The following is a 17048-nucleotide window of genomic DNA, read 5'->3' as shown; positions in this document are numbered from 1 at the left end:
AACCCTACCACACTAAACCTTCCAAATCTCTCCATTTTTGAAAGTTAATTGATACGGTTTACCATTGGTTTCCAGCTCTATATCAAATTCTGAAGCGTAGGGAGTGTCGCCTATTGGAAACCATGTCTTTTTCTTTATATCAATGGCAATGAACAGTCCATTTTCATCCCCCATGGCACAGAAGATCTCAAAGTTACCGTCGTAGATCTCGATTGGGTGAATACTTTGGAGGGTGTCGTAGAGAAACTTAATGTCAGTTACTGGGATTCCTATTTCGCTAATATTCAGAAAAGAGTTTTGGTCGAATATGCTGTGGCTTGGGGTTTTCAAGTTTTTTCTGGCAATAAGCTCAACAATGTTCTTATCTGGGTCGTAAAAGTAAATGGACGCTGCATTCCAACTTTTAAAATCAGCTATTTCAGCATCGCCGTATTTTAAGATTTCCACCCGTTCTTTGAGCCAAGCGAGTGCTTTTTCGGTATCAGATGAAGGGATATTGATGGCAAAATGGTAAGGCGTAGCATTTTGACCATAGATAAATTCTAGCTCTGTGGAGCCTATGTTTACCGAGAAGGAAATACCTTTTTCTCCGCCGAAGGTAGGTAGGCCTAGTATTTGTTGATAAAACTCTTTTTGCTGGTTGGGGTTAGTGGTGAAGAGCTTGAGTTTTTTGAAATTCATGTTGCTTATTTGTTTGGATATGCATACAAATAAGAGGTTTTAGAAGGAAAAAGTTTAAAAGGAATGAGCTAACTATTGATGAATTTAAAACTAAAAATAAATGAAAAATCTTATCCTGTATATAGTAGTGTTTACCCTTCCTTTGGTAGGCTTTTCGCAAGTTTCTTATGAGGAGAGGATAGAGCATAAGCTGAAGGAAGGCTATGAAGACCATAGGATTTTCCCATTGGGGAAAAATGGGTTTGTGGCTAGGACGAAGGCGAGCAGCAGGCTAGAAAATTTGCGAGAGTGGAAATTTGATTTTTACGATACTAACCTTACCCAAGTTAAGAGCAAACAGATAGATATCCACCATAAGTACCTTGCTGCCGAAACACTGGTTTTGGGTCAACATATTCACACACTGTTCAAAACTAAAAAAGGGCAGTTTACGGTGGTGAGTATTAATATTAGTACCATGGAAACTTTTACCGTGGAAGGGATGGTGACCAAGGAAGCAGGCATAAATGAAATGGCTGTTTTGGGTGATTTTGCCTATTTCAAAACTCGCATTAAAAAGCATCCTTATCTATTTTCAATCAATTGGAAAACTGGACAGCAAAAACCTATTCCAGTTTCTGTTTATGGCATACAGCCAAAGAAAATATCTTTCGACAACTTTCAACTGCTAAAAAGTACCAATGAAATCTTTTTGTATGCCAGCGCAGAAGTAGAGCCGAAGAGGACAGAAACATTTATCATCCGCCTGAACGATAAGGGAGAGAAGATAGACATGTACAGCCTAACGGATGGGTTGGAGGAAAGTGTGGTCGGGATTTCGGCTTTTAACATAGCCAAAGACCAATATATTTTTACAGGAACTTACACTACTAATACGAGAAGAGCTTCAGAAGGAGTCTTTTTTTGCAGCACCATAGGTGATGAAATAGGACATATCGAGTTTTATAAATTCCTCGATTTAGACAATTTTCTTTCTTACCTTCCTGAGAAAAAGCAGGAGAAAATAGCCAGAAAAAAAGAGCGAAAAAAACAGCAAGGGAAAGAGCTTACCTACAATTACCAGCTAGTGAACCATGATATAATCAGGCAAGAAGATGGTTTTGTGATGTTGGGTGAGGTGTATTATCCTACTTATGTCTCGCAAGCGGTTTACTCTGCAAGTGGGAATACCAGGTACGTGCAGCAGTTTGATGGTTATTATTATACCCATGCGGTCATAGCTAAATTTGGGCTTGATGGAAAGCTTCTGTGGGACCAAACCTTTGAACTGAGGCCTAGCTATAAACCTTTCACGGTCAAAAAATTTATAGCACTTGAAGAACAAAATAAGCAAACGCTAAAGTTGGTTTTCCCCAACATGAACAAGATTGTATCGAAGGTGATAGGGATAGATGGAACGGTGCTTCAAGAGAAAGAATCTGAAAGGATAGAAACAGTCTATGAAGGGGATTATGCCAAGCGGGGAAGAACCTATATCGATTTTTGGTACGATAATTATTTTTTGACCTACGGAGAGCAAAAAATCAAAAATAAATTGGATGACAAGGTACCTACAGCTCGGAAGGTATTTTTTGTAAGCAAGGTGAAATTTGAGTAATGAGTTTGTAAAAGAAGTACAAAAGCCGATGGTTTTGCTTAATAACAAGACCATCGGCTTTTTATGAATAGCACATAAAGAAACCAACCCTACTCAGGAAACTGATATTCATACAGTTTAGTAATTTTCTTTTTGCTGAGCTTCACCACTTTCATAGCCATGCGGATATCTTCCACGGGCCTGCCTCCTCGGCGGACGTTTTGCTCCGCTATTTTATCCACTGCTTCCATGCCTTTGATAACCGTACCGAACACAGTATAAGAATCGTCGAGGTGGTGCGAGCCATCTTTGGCCTGGACTATATAAAATTGGCTTCCACTAGAGCGGCGTTCGGGATTCATCCTGTCTCCTTGCCTTGCAGCTCCAATAGCTCCGTAATCATGTTTTAGGCTTTCCACTATTTCTGCTTCAACGGTGTAGCCGGGACCTCCTTTTCCTACTTCACCTTCAGTGCCTGGGCGAGAGTTGGGGTCGCCACCTTGTACCACAAAATCTTTGAGCACTCGGTGGAAAATCAGGCTGTCGTAAAAGCCCTCCTTGGCAAGTTTCAAAAAGTTTGCCTTGTGCAAGGGGGTTTCATCGTACAGCAAAATATGGATAGTGCCATAGCTAGTCGAAAGCATAACTACCTCGTCTTTTTTGCTTTTCTTCTTTTTTTTCGATTGGGCAAAAGAAGGCGAGGCGATAAGTCCCAACAAGACAAAGCATAAAGCAAGCTTCAGTTTATTCATGGAAACAGTTAGGTTGTGTGATTGAAAATAGGTTTTTCTTAAAACACTGAAAAGTGATTTACAGTATCTTAAATTGCTTTTGCTGGAATGCCAAATACGGTAGTTTCTTCTTCTACATCGGTCATTACGAGCGAGCCAGGAGCTACGCTGGCATTTTTGCCTATCTTAACCCCAGAAGTAATAATGGCTCCGGCACCTATCAACGCACCTTCACCTACTTCTACCCTTGCCCCTACGGTAGCCCTAGCACCAATCTGAACAAAATCTGAGATTACCGCATCGTATTCCACCAAAGCGAGGGAATGAATGATAATGTGGTTGCCAAGGGTTGCACTAGCGTTCACTACTGCGCCTGCGTTTATGAAGTTGCCATAACCCAAGATGGCACTCTCAGAAATATCCGCATTGGCGTGGATGGCATTTACGGGCATCACTTTTCGGCGTGTGTTGAGCATTTTTACCACATCTGCCCTGTCCGACCTTTCCTCTATGGCCACAAAAGCCTCGCACTTTTTGCCAATGTACTTCAAAAAGCCATCGTCGCTAGTGCTTCCGAGTACACTAACTTCATTTATTTCTGTATTGTGGAGAGACTTGTCATCGTCCAAGAAACAATAAACAATAATATCTCTGCTGTTGAAAATATCTTGGGCAACTTTTCCTATGCCGCTCGCTCCTAATATGATTACTGGATTTTCCATTTTATATCGAAATAATTAGATGTTTTGAGAATTGGTTAAGACTTACTGATCAAAAATGATGATCGGTTCCATCCAAGGCGCAAAGTTAATCAAATGCTTGGTAAGGGCTGCACCTTTGGGGAGTTGCTTATAACTATTGAAGTACCACCACATCTAGGATATTGACCTCATCCACGGGCCAGTTGTCCTCAGCGCTCACTTCCACAGCAGCAATCGAATCAATGACCGAGAGCCCTTCTATCACTTCCCCAAAAACAGTATGCTCGCCGTCGAGGTGGGGAGTACCGCCTAAGGTAGTGTAGATTTGCACCTGTTCGGGGCTGAAAGTGATGTTGTTTTCCATCTCCAAGGCTTCGAGCGATTGTTTGTTGTATTTTTCTCCTTGTACAATGTAAAAATCGAATGAAGAGGATTTCTTCTCGGGGTTTTGCTCGTATTCCCTAGCCAAGGCCAGCGCACCTTTTTTGTGGAAGTTTCCTGCACGGAACTCAGCAGGAATTTGGTATTTGCCGATGTTCTTTTTGACCCTGCCCAGCTCCCTATCGTCCGAGTCGCCAGCCTGCACCATGAAGTTTTTGATGACTCTATAAAACTGGGTTTTGTTGAAATACTTCCGCTTGGAAAGCATCAGGAAATTGGCTCGGTGCAAAGGTGTGTTTTCATACAACCTGATCTTCATGTCGCCTTTTGAGGTTTTGAGTAGGAGGATCGTTTCCTTATTTTTCTTCCCATACTCCTCCAAAAATGCCGCTGCATTTGAGTTGTCGAGCTTGATGAATTTTTCAGCTGCCTTTGCTTTTTTCTTCTCTTCCACCTTTGCCTTCGTTTTCTTTTCCTCTTTGTTTTTTTGTTCCGAGCAGGAAAACGTAAAGAGTGAGATAAGCAAAAGATAGATTGGAAGCTTTAAATAGTTGAAATTCATGCTTATTTTAATTTTTGAGCTTTTGTTCAATGTGGAAGAGAAGCAAAGTTAAACTCATTTGCCCAAAAAGTAATTAAGTACGTGCCCAAAAGAAATCAACTATCCCTAGAGCTGTGGCGCATAGCCCTGTTGTTCTAAAAAGTGATTTGTGCGCCACACGGATCTTCATTATACATTTACAGTGTATTAAATAGAGAAACCCCTTGATCTGATTCCGAGATGAAAACAGGAAAGGGGTTTCGGTTTGGTAAATAAGGATAAGGTGCCCAATTCAGTTATAGTAGGAAGGCGAAAATTAGTTATTCAGGCTTTCCTTTATCGTTAAAACTTTCGTCGTAAGCTTTTATAAAAGCGTGTTTGAGTACATTGATTGCTGCTTTTGCCACATTGGTTTCAGGTTCGGAAATTTCCCCCTGTAGTGGAATTTCAGTGGCTATGTTGTCTTCTTTGGGGTTTTCCACCACTTCCGAAACCACTCCAGTAATTCCCTCCCACATAGCTTGGAAAAAGTTCTTTTCCTCTACGTCCTTTTGGAGGTTAAATATTTTTACGTTGCTCATAAACGGTTTTAAATATCCGTCTATGTTGTTATTGTCAATAGTTAGTTCCGAAAACAAGTTGAATTCCCCTCGTTCGGCATCGAAATTCCCGTAGGCATTAAAGAACTTGTTGAGGGCAACTAGCTCTACTTCCGTAAATTTCACTTTGAGATCGAGGTCGGGAATTTGTTTCACGAAATTGGCTTTCCCCGAAATGTCTAGTGAGCCTTCGCCTATCGACCTACCCGTGAGCGCTACCACAGAGGGAAGCTTTTTGTCGTTTCTCACCACATTGCTCAGGTTAGAAACATCCATGTATAGGCTGTCTATGAATAGTTCCACCTGAGGTTTTGCCATGAGGTCTTGGAAGGTGATTTTCCCATCTACTATTTTTAGGTGGTTGATTTTTATGGGCAAAAGCTCTTTTAGCGGTTCGGTCCAGTCCACTTCTTCTCCCGTCTGCTTCGTGGTCTTTGCCTTTTCAGTGCTTTCACTTTCTACACTCGCTATAAAGTTGAGCTCAGGGTTGGTAAAGGAAATTTCTCCCACCAAAGACCCTTTGAACAAAGACTTCCATTCTACAGACAAATCGGTAGTGGGAATATCTACAAAAGGTACGGGGGCGTCGCCGTCTGTTTTTACAATTTTTAGCTGCTTAATCACGTAAGCCCCACGGTACAGGTGTAAGTCAACATCCTCAATTTGCCCATGATATCCCTCTATATTATCGAGCGTTTTATTCACATATTTTGCCACATAGTGCGGTAGTACCAATCGTCCAACTATGAGCAGGAGGGCAATTGCTATAAATATGTAATATCGCTTTTTCATGGAGGTAAGGATAAGGTGATGTGAAAGTTTGATAGTTTAATATGTTGATTGGTTTTAAGGGTATTTGGTTTAATTGTTAAATGCTATGTTGTTCAGTTAGTCTGTTTAAAAAATGAGCGGGGAAAGAAGTTGGTTGTGTCAATTACGTGTTCTAATTGTTGTTAGTTGTTGAGAATTAGAGCTTAGTGTTGGTTTCGTGGTTCTTTCCCCTTATATATTGAATAAGGATATGAGTTTTCGCTAAATCCGCTGCCCTCTGATAAGCCTGAAAATAACTGCCACTAGTGCGATGACAAGAAGTACATGGATGAGGCTACCTAAGTTGAGTACGAAGAATCCTAGTAGCCAGCCTATAACAAGAATAATTGCAATTAAATAGAGTATGTTTGACATGGTAAGATTGGTTTGGTTAAACGTACTTACCTATTTGTAAGATTTGTACCAACAAGTTGTCAGTGGCTTACAGGATGTGTGGATTATAAGTGTTATTCTACTTTAAATGAGGGTGTTATGTTTGTGTGAAATAAATCTAATGATTTTACGACTTACCTGTAGAAAAGAACTGTTGAGGAAAAAAAGCCACACATTTGGCGGGCGAATGGGCAAATATTTTCCCTATTGGGCAGGTTTCTTAATGCCAACGGTTGATTTGAGTCCGCTGAAAATAGATTTCCACCAATAGTTGACTATTGATTTTTCTTTATCCCGTTGGAAATTGACTTTGCCTTTCCTAAATTTTTTACCGGCAAGGTTCTCTTTGGGTATTAGCATGCTTTCCATTAGGTCGAAAAGTACTTTCTTGAAAATGTTGGCATTTGCATGGGATGTTGGAGGGAGGTGCTTGGCTTTAAGGTCGGAGTAATAAAAGTGGAGGTTGCCGATGCTTTGGCTTTCGTCAGCGGTGATGAAAAAATCCATTTTTTCCATTTTACCACTTTCTATGTGCACCAAAGCGATATTTTCGAGAATAGGGTTGATGCTGGTAAGGGACATGGTGCTGAGACTTCCTGAAAAATCAAATTGATTATCTTCTCGGAACATGTCAAAGTTGAACGCTACGTCCAGTTTCCCTTCTCCCATAAAATCAGCTTTTGCCTTCATAGAAAACTTTCCAGAAGGGTTCACGAGAGAATCGTTGGTTATATTCAAGATATTTGCATTTATGCTTTCAAAAAACAAGCTGCCCGGGTTTTCAGCTTCCTTTATGAGTTCTTCGTATTGTAGAAAAGAGTTGGCAAATTCGGTGTTGCCGATGGCAAATTTCCAAGGTAAGTTGCGAAGGATGGCTTGGGGCAAGGGCTTGAACTGATTAGGTTTGCGAGGGTAGTGCTTGTCTCTAAACAGTTCTAGGTTAAGTCCTTGAAATTGAATAGAGCTGAGGTCAATATACTTTTCCTTAATGGCTTTGGCAAGATTAAAATCGGTAAAAATTGCTTTTTCTATGAAGAGCTTGGCTTGTTCAGTTTGGTACTTTTTCCGTTGGGCAAATTCGGCTTTTGAGTAGTTGGGAGTCATGTTGAGCCCACTCATTTCTAGTTGTAATTGTTCTTTCCCTTCACTTTTTAGCTCTTCCAGTGTGAAGGAATAAAACCCATCCGAAGTGTTGGTTTTCAATTGGGTTATAGACAATTGGTGGTTTTCTAGCTGAATGTTTTCAGGATGCTTTTTGTCAAAAGAAAGGTTGCTTGTTTGGAGGCTGAGGAGACAAGAAAGCGAATCGAATAAGGAAGAAGTATCCGCTGTAAAGTTTACCTGAACTGAGGCAGGGGAAAGGTTGAGTGTTCCAACTTGGATTTGTTCATCCAAAAGATAAGACCATAAGCTGATCTGTTTGAGCGAAATAGCTGGGAATTTCACGTCGAGCTGAGGGAAACTACTTGAAGAATCGGCTGGATTTGTTGTGATGCGGGCATCATCCAAGAGAATGCTTAATGGAAAAAGCTCAACAGATACTTCACCCAGAGAAATATTGAATATAGTATTTTCCTCAGCTTGTTTGTAAAGCTCTTTTTTCAGAAAATGAATGAATAAAGGAGGAAGGGCTAGACCGAAAATGAGCAGTACTGCAAAAAATCCGATGAAGTATTTTTTCTTCATAAATGGTATAAATACTGGTTGAAGTGTTGGAGTACTTAACCTATTCCCTTTGAAATGGTTGCTAGAAAAGTATTTTTCATTTCCCCAAAATAAACAGCTCTGTAGCCTGCCATAGGCTTTGGCAAATATAATTTGCTTCGGTTTCCGTTCCTTCTGGAGCGATGCGAACAGTTCGGATACCAAGCTTTATTGCAGGAGTCATGTCCCGTTCGCTGTCGCCCACCATCCATGATTGGACTGGGTCGATATGGTATTTGGCTATGGCTTTTTCGAACATGAGCGAGCCAGGTTTTCGGGTAAGTGAGTTGGTAAAGTTTTGGTGGTAGGGCGAGAAGTAAATGTCATCCACCAAATTTCCGCATGCATCTTGGAGTTTTTGGTGGCAAGCCATTACTTCTTTTTCTGTATACAGCCCTTTGGCTATCCCCGCTTGGTTGGTGATGATAATGACCAAATAGCCAGCTTCTTTGAACTTGGCAATGGCTTCGGGCACGCCTTCAATTATATCGAATTTGTCTACTTCAAACGTGTAATGTCCTGGGTCGTGATTGATGACTCCATCCCTGTCCAAAAAGACGCATTTTGTTTTTATATCGTTTCTTTGCATGTTTATTGTCTTGCAATTGTTACGTTCAAATAAAGAGAAAATAATTGACCATGAAAAAAATAGTGTTGAGTTTGTTTTTAGGTTTGGTGATGGTTTTGCCAACCCTTGCTCAAGATGCTGAAGGTGCATCTATCAAATTTGCTGTGAGCGAACATGATTTTGGGGATGTGAAGCAGGGAGAAAAAGTTACCCATGTTTTTAGCTTTACCAATGAGGGCAAAGCTCCCTTGTTGATCTCAAACATAGTAACTACCTGCGGATGTACTGCGCCTTCTTATCCTAAGGAACCGATTATGTCAAATGAAACTGGAGAGGTGACTATCGTATTTAATACACAGGGGAAAATGGGGATTCAGAATAAAATCATCACGGTTTATACCAATGGAACAGAGCCTCAGGTGCGGATAAAGATTAAAGCGAATGTGGTGCCTTAGGTTGATGGTTTGGTGTAAATGATGATTCTTAAAGAAAAAGCCCTCATTTCATAGAGAAATGAGGGCTTTGATTTTTTATTCCCACTCAATAGTGGCTGGTGGCTTGGAGCTGATGTCGTACACCACTCGGTTTACACCTTTCACTTGGTTGATGATTTTGCTGCTGATCTCTGCCAAGAACTCGTAGGGAAGGTGGCTCCAATCGGCGGTCATGCCATCGAGGCTGCCAACTGCTCGGAGGGCAACGGCGTTTTCGTAGGTTCTTTCATCGCCCATTACACCCACAGACTGTACAGGCAGAAGCACGGCTAGGGCTTGCCACACGTCGTCGTAGTGTCCGCTATCTTTCAATCCTTTAATGAAGATATTATCTACTTCTTGGAGGATACGCACTTTTTCAGGAGTAACGTCGCCCAAAATTCGGATGCCTAAGCCTGGACCTGGGAATGGGTGGCGACCTAAGATCGATTGCTTGATTCCCAATTCCTTACCAACTCTTCTCACTTCGTCTTTGAACAGCGTGTTGAGCGGCTCAACTACTTTCAGCTTCATGAAGTCGGGAAGTCCGCCTACGTTGTGGTGAGATTTGATAGTAGCCGAAGGTCCTTTCACCGAGATAGATTCGATTACGTCGGGGTAAATTGTTCCCTGACCTAGCCAAACTACGTCTTGGATGAGGTGCGCCTCATCGTCAAATACTTCTATAAATGCGTTGCCAATTGCCTTTCTTTTGGCTTCTGGCTCTGAAATTCCTGCCAAGGCGGTGTAAAATTTCTCTTTGGCATCTACACCTTTTATGTTCAGCCCCATGTCTTTGTACGACTGGAGAACTTCTTCAAACTCGTATTTTCGGAGCAAGCCATTATCTACAAATATGCAGTAAAGGTTTTTTCCGATGGCTTTGTGCACCAAAATTGCGGCTACGGTAGAATCCACTCCGCCAGAAAGTGCCATCACTACTTTGTCGTCTCCTAGCTTTTCTTTGAGCTCGTCAACGGTTTGGTCTACGAAATGGGCTGGAGTCCAGCTTTGGTCGCAACCGCAAATATCGACCAAGAAGTTTTTGAGAACTTGCTTACCTTCGGTAGAATGGGTTACCTCTGGGTGGAACTGCAAGCCAAAGGTCTGCTCGCCTTTTACTTGGAAGGCTGCTACTTGTACGTCGTCGCTGCTGGCAATGATCTCGAAGTCTTCGGGAAGTTCCTTGATGGTATCTCCGTGGGACATCCACACTTGCGTGTCTTTGGTGATGTGTTTCATGAGCGGGCTTTGGTCGTTCATGAAGCTCAGTTTGGCCCTTCCATATTCTCTTATTTTGGAAGGCATTACTTCTCCGCCTGCTTCAAAAGCAGTCATCTGAGCACCGTAGCATATTCCTAGCATCGGCAACTCGCCTCTGATAGAATCTAGCTCAATCATAGGCGCATCTTCGTCGAGTACGGAATGTGGACTGCCCGAAAGGATGATTCCCTTTACGTCTTTGTCAACCTTTGGAAGGTGGTTGTAGGGGTGTATTTCGCAATATACATTTAGTTCCCTTACTCGTCTGGCGATGAGCTGTGTGTACTGGGAACCAAAGTCAAAGATTAAAATTTTCTGTTCCATTCGCAAAGTTAAACAAAAAGGGAAAAGTTGCTCAGGAAAAGCCTTAATCGCCTTGTTTTTTTTGAAATACGAGAATAGATTTTTTCTTTAATGAAATTTGAATCAAGTAAATTACTTGAAAAAGATAGCCTAATTATAAAATGAAAGTGTCGAGCATTACTTCTAAGCCCAAATGGCTCAATATAAAATCGTATCCATTTCGCCCTCATTATACTGAAATTGATGGGCAAAAAATGCACTTTATAGATAGCCAACACGGGGCATCTACTGCGGTGATGGTGCACGGCACGCCTACTTGGTCATTTGTTTATCGTCATTTGATCAAAGCTCTTTCGGACAATGTACGCTGCATTGCACCTGACCATATTGGTTTTGGGCTTTCTGATAAGCCAGTGGATTATCCTTATTCTGCTGAGAAGCACTCGGAAAATTTCGGAAAGTTTGTAGATAAGCTTGGGGTAGAAAAATTTGATTTGATCGTACATGATTTTGGAGGACCGATAGGGTTGAATTATGCCGTAAATAATCCGCATCGGATCAATCGGATTATTTGTATGAATACTTGGTCGTTTTCTATGGAAGAAGACCCGAGCTTTAATAAAGTCAAGAAGGTTTTGCGAAACCCTTTCCTTCCATTTTTGTACAAGCAATTTAATTTTTCTGCGAAGTATCTGTTACCAAAAGGCTATGCTAAAAAGAAGGTGCTTATCCCCAAAGTACATGCACATTATACCGCACCTTTTGGGTTGCCCAAAGAGCGAATGGGCACGTTGGGCTTTGCCCAAAGTTTACTGTATGAGCAAGAGTGGTTTGAGGAAATTTGGAAAAAAATAGAGGTGATTTCCGAGAAGGAAATATTGTTTTTGTGGGGGATGAAAGACCCATTTTTGGGTGAATATTATTTTAAAAAAATGAAAGGGGCATTTATCAATGCTGATTATTATACTTTCGAAAACAGTGGGCATTTCGTGATGGAAGAGGAGAAAGAAGCTATAAATAGAAAAATATGGGCATTTTTGAGTAGGGAATGATTTACATTTTTCTGATTTCTTCAGATTCGTAAATAGCAGTTTCCTGCACTGGGTTATTTGCTTTTTCAAGCATTGCTTTTGCTACTTTAGCTCCTTCTATTCCCTTGTATTTGTTGGGAATAAGCCACGAAAAAGTTTTGTCTGCCCATTTGGCGAAATTTTCTCCTTGTCGTTTTTCATTCCTGTTGCCCAAGAGCAATGATGGGCGGAAAATGTGGATAGTTTTGAATGGAATTTCTTGGATGGCTTTTTCTATTTTCCCTTTTACCCTGTTGTAATAAAATACAGAGCTTGCATCGGCGCCCAGTGAAGAAACGAGGGAGAAAGAAGTGCAGTTTTGAAGATGGGTCTGGCGGGCAAAGCTGAGGACATACTCGTGGTCAACTTGGTAAAAAGCTTCTTTTGAGCCTGCTTTTTTCATAGTAGTGCCAAGGCAGCAAAAGGCGTGGGTACAACCCTTCAGGAGGCTGCCATAGCTTTTTGGGTTATTGAAATCAACTTCATGAATAACCGTTTTTGGGCTAGAAGCCTTGAAAGTTCTTCTGGCCAGCACCACAACTTCGTCAACGCTTTTGTCTTGTTCGAGTAGCTGAAGAAGGTGTGAGCCAATAAGTCCTGTTGCCCCAATAATAGCTGCCTTTTTACCCATGTTATTTTATTTCTTCTTCAATGTGATATTCGTTCCTTTTAGGTTCATTTCGTGAGATTAGCTCGGCAAGGAAGCCTGCCAAAAAGAGTTGAGTACCTATGATAAGTGCGGCGAGCGCAAGGAAAAATATAGGCTGCTCTACTACTTCTCTTTCAAGTTGGATTCCCAATACATTGGAAGTATATACTTTTTCGATGAGGATTTTGGCGGAAAAGATAAAACCTAGTAAAAATGAAAGTGAACCTAACGTGCCAAAGAAGTGCATGGGGCTTTTTTTGAACCGGCTCACAAAGGTGATAGAAAGTAAGTCCAAAAAACCATTTATGAATCTTTCGAGCCCAAACTTGGTCACTCCATATTTTCTTGCCCTGTGTTCTACTACTTTTTCCCCAATCTTCTTGAACCCATTCCATTTGGCAATCACAGGGATATACCTGTGCATTTCACCATAAACTTCTATGGTTTTGACCACTTTAAGGCGGTAAGCTTTGAGCCCACAGTTGAAGTCGTTGAGTCTGATGCCTGAAAACACCCTGGTCACGTAATTGAAAAACTTGGAAGGGATTGTTTTCATGATGGGGTCATGGCGTACTTTTTTCCATCCCGATACAAGGTCATAGCCTTCTTCAGTGATCATTTTATATAAATCGGGGAGCTCGTCTGGACTATCTTGCAAGTCGGCGTCCATCGTTACCACCACTTTCCCTTTACAAGCTTGGAAGCCTGTTTGGAGGGCAGCGGACTTGCCATAATTTCTGAGAAAGCTAAACGCTCGAATAGACGAAAAGTCCTTTTTCAAGCCTTTGATCACTTCCCAAGAAGTATCTGTACTGCCATCATCTACCATTATAATTTCGTAGGAAAGATTGTTTTTTTTCAAAACGCGATCAATCCAAGCGGCAAGCTCGGGCAGAGATTCCTCTTCATTAAAAAGCGGGACGACGATAGAGATGTCTATTTCTGGGGTAATCATAAGTGTTGTTTAGCTTACTCAAAAAAATGATTGTTTAATAAGGTACTTCCGGGTTTTTCTTAGTTATGGCGGCAGTAATCAAAGAAATGATCATTCCTACAAAAAAACCTGAAACTAAAGCCAATATAGAATAGCCCAAAGGAGTGAAAAGATAATCTTCATATATACTCATGGCCATATCTATGGCATTTTGGTCTACCGTACCCGATTCTTCAAGTTGAGTAACTGTAAAATCGAGCATAAAAGTCAACAAGTAGTCGTCTATAAATGAAAGATATACATAGAAGAATACACACATGAACAACCCTGCAATGAGCGAGGCGAGTGTGCCTAAGCCAAACCCTTTGCCGAAAGTCATAACCCCGTTGTTGTCACCCTTAAACTCTTTCATTCCTAAAAAAAGGAATGCGAAATAGATACCATATCCTAAAAAACCAATGATAGTATTTCCCAACAAACCTGTATAAAGGATGATCAAGGTGAAAATAATATTTACCACACCTAAAATCAGTCCATATTTTATAGCTATAGATTTAGAGGAAACTGGCTCTTGCTGGTAATCAAGTAAATTATCTTCCATTTCAGTAGATAGGTTGTTTTAGAAAAATGAAATATCTTTTATTGTTGAGAACAAAGGTAATAGAAATAACAAAAAGCAATTTAGAGGCAGCTTTTTTTTGGACTAAAATATTTTCTTAGTTGTTTGGAGGAGAGTTTTTAAGCAAGAGGTTCGGATATTTGAAGATAAAATGTAAATTGGGTCGCACATTTCTAGGTCAAGTGCACTCTCAACCACAGCTAATTTAGTTACCTATTTCACTCGCTATTGTTTGTTTTGGCTTAAGCCATGGGTTATTCTTTGCTTATTTAGCTTTAGGTATTTCCCTGATAAATGAATTACCTTCTTTGATTATTTTTTTTGGAAGAGCTTTTTTTGAGAATTGCAATTGCCCAACATTACTTCATACCCAGCTAATAAAAAGTACCAGAATAAAACTTTTTGAGTCTATAAGGAAGCTTTTCTACAAAGGCTTAAAACTTAGGTGAATTGATTGAAATCTAAGATAAAGGGTTTATTACCTTACTATCCATATTTTTATTATTTGATTTTTCTAGAATAAATAAAGAAATGCTAATACCATTTTTAGGACTTCCATCGTAGTAAGAAAGAGTTTTTCTGGCAGTCTGGAAAACCAATTCGTGTAAAGTTGTGAGGGGTATTTGGGAATTGGTAACTCAAAAACACAAAAAATTAAAAACTTCTGTATAGGTAGCCATCACTTTATATTTTACCACAGGGCAATCTAATTGGAGCAACACAATACTTATTAGAACAAAAGAGACAATGCAGCAAGAAATTGAAATAGCAGATTTGAGAAAGCTGACACAGCTCGTAAAGGAAAAGTATGATTTTGACTTTCGAAATTATGCGATGTCTTCCTTCAAAAGAAGGATTAAGCGTATAACAGAGTTATATAAGTTCAAATCGGTTGATGCATTAATTGATAAACTTGAAACCACTCCTTCTTTCTTTGAAGAGTTTGTTTCTGAGATTACTGTGAATGTGACAGAGATGTTCAGGGATCCGTCTTTCTGGAAAGTGCTGAGAGATCAGATAATCCCTAATATATTACTGAACCATAATAAGATCAGTATTTGGCATGCTGGCTGTTCCTCTGGAGAGGAAGTGATGTCTATGGCTATCTTGCTCAAGGAAATGGACATTTTAGACAAGTCTCATATAGTGGCTACAGATGTGGATACAGAGATTATCGATCGTGCTAAAAAAGGCGTGATCAATATGAAGAATATGGACCTGAACTCGAAGAACTATATCCGATTTGAAGGAAGGTACACAATGGACAGGTATTATACCGAAGAGAATGGTAAAGCTATTTTAGATCCTTCGCTACTTGCGCCGGTGTCTTTCAGAAAGCATGATTTAGTTCAGGGTATCGTCTTTTCTAAGTTCGATTTAATTCTATGTAGAAATGTGATGATCTATTTCAACCAGACATTGCAAAATGATGTGCTGTACAAACTTCACGAAAGTCTTTTCAAATATGGCTATTTGGCCATAGGCTCGAAGGAGTCTCTTATATGGTGCGATATAGCCAACAAGTTCATTGTGGTGAACAATGAAGAGAAGGTGTATAAGAAAATAAAGGAGTAGTAACTACTCTGAGCAATACTATTAGAACTTAAGTGAGAAGTTTGTATGCGCTAGAAAGACTGCAAATGAGATTCAAACTACATAATAAATATAAGGCCATAGCAATAGGAGGGTCGGCGGGAAGTTTCCAGCCAATCACGAAGATATTGGCATCTTTGCCAAAAGACTTCCCTCTGCCAATATTTCTATGCCTGCACCGTTTAAAACACGTCAGGCATGGGTTTGTGGAGGCATTGACGATCAAAAGTGTGAAGCCGGTGAGTGAGCCTTATGATAAAGAAATGATCAAAAGAGGGTTGGTGTATTTAGCTCCGGCCAATTATCATATGTCAATCGAACTCGGTAACTCTTTTTCGCTAACCACAGAAGAGTTGGTAAACAACTCGAGACCTGCCATTGATATTACCCTTGAGTCTGCGGCCTATGCCTACAGAGATAAGTTGATAGGGATTTTGCTTTCAGGTGCCAATAAAGATGGTGCTTATGGGATGAAGAGGATTAAGGAAAGGGGAGGGACGACAGTAATACAAGATCCTGAGGAAAGCATGATCAATACTATGCCGAGTGCGGCACAAGCTATGACTCAGATAGATTATGTTTTACAGACAGATCAAATTATAAAATTTCTACTGGAATTGGACAAACAATTCAGAATCGCATGAAATCAATAACAAGAAGCTTTAGCATTTTACTGGTAGTGTCATTTATTTTAGTGACGATCTACGCAGCTTTTGAACTTTTCGGTCTTCCGACTGATATTTTGAAAGCACTTGATATTAACGAAACTTCAAAAGTTGAAGTTGCACGGCAAGTCACTCAAAAAGCTTATTGGGCTTTAGGGTTAGACCTACTCATTATCATGTTGATGATATTTATGTTTTCGACTTATAATTTAAATCATAAGGCAGAAAATATAGTCTATGTGGAGAAAGATGTTACCGTGAAGAAGAGTGAGGCTGAATCGTCTAATTATGATGAGGTTCTTTTATTAGAAAGGCTAGAAAGGTTTAGAGAGCAAATTGATGCTATCACAGGAGATGATGAATCGAAAGTGCTGGACAAAGCTATTAGTGCTCTTTGTAAAGAACTACAGGCTAGTACTGGTGCTATTTACAAGACTATAACCGAAGATGGCTTGAATTTTTTAGAGTTTGTAGGTGGGTTTGCCTTTCAAAAACCTGATAGCCAAAAGATAAGATACGAGTTCGGTGAAGGCTTAGCAGGTCAAGCTGCGAAGTCGGGAAAAGAGCTTCAAACATCGTCTGTTCCTAACGGGTATATAACAGTGTTTTCGGGCTTAGGGGAAAGTACTCCAAATAATTTAATAATACTCCCAATAAAACAGGAAGATTTCGTTAAAGGAGTGGTTGAAATCGCTTCATTTACCACTTTTTCCCATGTTGATGTTGAGTTTATTCGCGAGACTTCAAAGATCATAATAGGCTTGCTTGAAACCGAGGATGTGACTGTTTCATAA

General features: G+C 40.3%; 18 protein-coding genes. 6 read left to right on the top strand and 12 right to left on the bottom strand.

What is annotated here, in order from left to right; genetic code table 11:
• Positions 1-12 precede the first annotated feature (12 nt).
• Positions 13-681 carry a VOC family protein gene (locus R9C00_23940; protein ID WPO34754.1) on the bottom strand — a complete coding sequence of 223 codons (669 nt, stop codon included), beginning with the start codon at positions 679-681 and terminating at the stop codon, positions 13-15.
• Positions 682-781: 100 nt separating this feature from the next.
• On the opposite strand from R9C00_23940, the gene R9C00_23935 reads away from it, so the two are divergent.
• Positions 782-2278: a hypothetical protein gene (locus R9C00_23935; protein WPO34753.1), complete on the top strand. Its 1497-nt coding sequence runs from the start codon at positions 782-784 to the stop codon at positions 2276-2278.
• Between the two features lie 89 nt (positions 2279-2367).
• Here the strand turns inward: R9C00_23935 and R9C00_23930 are convergent, their stop codons facing one another.
• The 7 genes from R9C00_23930 to R9C00_23900 form a co-directional block, all read right to left on the bottom strand.
• Positions 2368-3009, bottom strand: coding sequence for a peptidylprolyl isomerase (locus R9C00_23930; protein ID WPO34752.1), 642 nt, complete (start codon positions 3007-3009; stop codon positions 2368-2370).
• Between the two features lie 68 nt (positions 3010-3077).
• Positions 3078-3710, bottom strand: coding sequence for a NeuD/PglB/VioB family sugar acetyltransferase (locus R9C00_23925; protein ID WPO34751.1), 633 nt, complete (start codon positions 3708-3710; stop codon positions 3078-3080).
• Between the two features lie 133 nt (positions 3711-3843).
• Complete coding sequence (locus tag R9C00_23920; GenBank protein WPO34750.1) at positions 3844-4632, bottom strand: peptidylprolyl isomerase; 789 nt, start codon at positions 4630-4632, stop codon at positions 3844-3846.
• 299 nt (positions 4633-4931) lie between these two features.
• Positions 4932-6002: a DUF748 domain-containing protein gene (locus R9C00_23915; GenBank protein ID WPO34749.1), complete on the bottom strand. Its 1071-nt coding sequence runs from the start codon at positions 6000-6002 to the stop codon at positions 4932-4934.
• Positions 6003-6242: 240 nt separating this feature from the next.
• A complete protein-coding gene (locus tag R9C00_23910) occupies positions 6243-6395 on the bottom strand; it encodes a lmo0937 family membrane protein (protein ID WPO34748.1) in 153 nt (50 codons plus the stop codon).
• 222 nt (positions 6396-6617) lie between these two features.
• Entirely contained in the window at positions 6618-8099 is a 1482-nt protein-coding gene (locus R9C00_23905; protein WPO34747.1) for a hypothetical protein, read from the bottom strand.
• A 76-nt stretch (positions 8100-8175) separates the two neighbouring features.
• Positions 8176-8706 (bottom strand): HAD family hydrolase, encoded by a 531-nt coding sequence (locus tag R9C00_23900; GenBank protein WPO34746.1) that lies wholly within the window; start codon positions 8704-8706, stop codon positions 8176-8178.
• Between the two features lie 50 nt (positions 8707-8756).
• Between R9C00_23900 and R9C00_23895 the strand changes: the two genes are divergently transcribed.
• Positions 8757-9140: a DUF1573 domain-containing protein gene (locus R9C00_23895; protein WPO34745.1), complete on the top strand. Its 384-nt coding sequence runs from the start codon at positions 8757-8759 to the stop codon at positions 9138-9140.
• Between the two features lie 75 nt (positions 9141-9215).
• Here R9C00_23895 and guaA read toward each other — a convergent pair whose 3' ends face one another.
• Positions 9216-10745, bottom strand: coding sequence for a glutamine-hydrolyzing GMP synthase (gene guaA, locus R9C00_23890; GenBank protein WPO34744.1), 1530 nt, complete (start codon positions 10743-10745; stop codon positions 9216-9218).
• A gap of 140 nt (positions 10746-10885) precedes the next feature.
• Between guaA and R9C00_23885 the strand changes: the two genes are divergently transcribed.
• The gene (locus R9C00_23885) at positions 10886-11776 is read left to right on the top strand and encodes an alpha/beta fold hydrolase (protein WPO34743.1); all 891 of its coding nucleotides are present in this window, start codon (positions 10886-10888) and stop codon (positions 11774-11776) included.
• A gap of 1 nt (position 11777) precedes the next feature.
• Here the strand turns inward: R9C00_23885 and R9C00_23880 are convergent, their stop codons facing one another.
• From R9C00_23880 to R9C00_23870, 3 genes are read right to left on the bottom strand one after another with little or no spacing between them, the layout of a single operon-like run.
• Positions 11778-12425, bottom strand: coding sequence for an NAD(P)H-binding protein (locus tag R9C00_23880; protein WPO34742.1), 648 nt, complete (start codon positions 12423-12425; stop codon positions 11778-11780).
• Position 12426: 1 nt separating this feature from the next.
• A complete protein-coding gene (locus tag R9C00_23875) occupies positions 12427-13398 on the bottom strand; it encodes a glycosyltransferase family 2 protein (protein ID WPO34741.1) in 972 nt (323 codons plus the stop codon).
• A gap of 34 nt (positions 13399-13432) precedes the next feature.
• Positions 13433-13978 (bottom strand): DUF4199 domain-containing protein, encoded by a 546-nt coding sequence (locus R9C00_23870; protein WPO34740.1) that lies wholly within the window; start codon positions 13976-13978, stop codon positions 13433-13435.
• A gap of 765 nt (positions 13979-14743) precedes the next feature.
• Here R9C00_23870 and R9C00_23865 point away from each other — a divergent pair.
• The 3 genes from R9C00_23865 (at position 14744) to R9C00_23855 (ending at position 17048) form a co-directional block, all read left to right on the top strand.
• Entirely contained in the window at positions 14744-15571 is an 828-nt protein-coding gene (locus tag R9C00_23865) for a protein-glutamate O-methyltransferase CheR (GenBank protein ID WPO34739.1), read from the top strand.
• Between the two features lie 65 nt (positions 15572-15636).
• The gene (locus tag R9C00_23860) at positions 15637-16233 is read left to right on the top strand and encodes a chemotaxis protein CheB (protein ID WPO34738.1); all 597 of its coding nucleotides are present in this window, start codon (positions 15637-15639) and stop codon (positions 16231-16233) included.
• A complete protein-coding gene (locus R9C00_23855; GenBank protein WPO34737.1) occupies positions 16230-17048 on the top strand; it encodes a GAF domain-containing protein in 819 nt (272 codons plus the stop codon). Before R9C00_23860 ends, R9C00_23855 begins: the two co-directional genes overlap by 4 nt.

The organism is Flammeovirgaceae bacterium SG7u.111 (assembly GCA_034044135.1).
Taxonomy (GTDB): Bacteria; Bacteroidota; Bacteroidia; order Cytophagales; family Flammeovirgaceae.
This window is presented reverse-complemented; position numbering and strand designations above follow the sequence as displayed.

Excerpts from the sequence above, each read along its gene's own strand:
- R9C00_23895 (WPO34745.1), top strand. The coding sequence starts at position 8,757 with ATGAAAAAAATAGTGTTGAGTTTGTTTTTAGGTTTGGTGATGGTTTTG.
- R9C00_23855 (WPO34737.1), top strand. The coding sequence starts at position 16,230 with ATGAAATCAATAACAAGAAGCTTTAGCATTTTACTGGTAGTGTCATTT.
- R9C00_23880 (WPO34742.1), bottom strand. The coding sequence starts at position 12,425 with ATGGGTAAAAAGGCAGCTATTATTGGGGCAACAGGACTTATTGGCTCA.
- R9C00_23920 (WPO34750.1), bottom strand. The coding sequence starts at position 4,632 with ATGAATTTCAACTATTTAAAGCTTCCAATCTATCTTTTGCTTATCTCA.
- R9C00_23915 (WPO34749.1), bottom strand. The coding sequence starts at position 6,002 with ATGAAAAAGCGATATTACATATTTATAGCAATTGCCCTCCTGCTCATA.
- R9C00_23875 (WPO34741.1), bottom strand. The coding sequence starts at position 13,398 with ATGATTACCCCAGAAATAGACATCTCTATCGTCGTCCCGCTTTTTAAT.
- R9C00_23870 (WPO34740.1), bottom strand. The coding sequence starts at position 13,978 with ATGGAAGATAATTTACTTGATTACCAGCAAGAGCCAGTTTCCTCTAAA.
- R9C00_23925 (WPO34751.1), bottom strand. The coding sequence starts at position 3,710 with ATGGAAAATCCAGTAATCATATTAGGAGCGAGCGGCATAGGAAAAGTT.
- R9C00_23865 (WPO34739.1), top strand. The coding sequence starts at position 14,744 with ATGCAGCAAGAAATTGAAATAGCAGATTTGAGAAAGCTGACACAGCTC.
- R9C00_23905 (WPO34747.1), bottom strand. The coding sequence starts at position 8,099 with ATGAAGAAAAAATACTTCATCGGATTTTTTGCAGTACTGCTCATTTTC.
- R9C00_23910 (WPO34748.1), bottom strand. The coding sequence starts at position 6,395 with ATGTCAAACATACTCTATTTAATTGCAATTATTCTTGTTATAGGCTGG.
- R9C00_23930 (WPO34752.1), bottom strand. The coding sequence starts at position 3,009 with ATGAATAAACTGAAGCTTGCTTTATGCTTTGTCTTGTTGGGACTTATC.
- R9C00_23885 (WPO34743.1), top strand. The coding sequence starts at position 10,886 with ATGAAAGTGTCGAGCATTACTTCTAAGCCCAAATGGCTCAATATAAAA.
- R9C00_23940 (WPO34754.1), bottom strand. The coding sequence starts at position 681 with ATGAATTTCAAAAAACTCAAGCTCTTCACCACTAACCCCAACCAGCAA.
- R9C00_23860 (WPO34738.1), top strand. The coding sequence starts at position 15,637 with ATGAGATTCAAACTACATAATAAATATAAGGCCATAGCAATAGGAGGG.
- guaA (WPO34744.1), bottom strand. The coding sequence starts at position 10,745 with ATGGAACAGAAAATTTTAATCTTTGACTTTGGTTCCCAGTACACACAG.
- R9C00_23900 (WPO34746.1), bottom strand. The coding sequence starts at position 8,706 with ATGCAAAGAAACGATATAAAAACAAAATGCGTCTTTTTGGACAGGGAT.
- R9C00_23935 (WPO34753.1), top strand. The coding sequence starts at position 782 with ATGAAAAATCTTATCCTGTATATAGTAGTGTTTACCCTTCCTTTGGTA.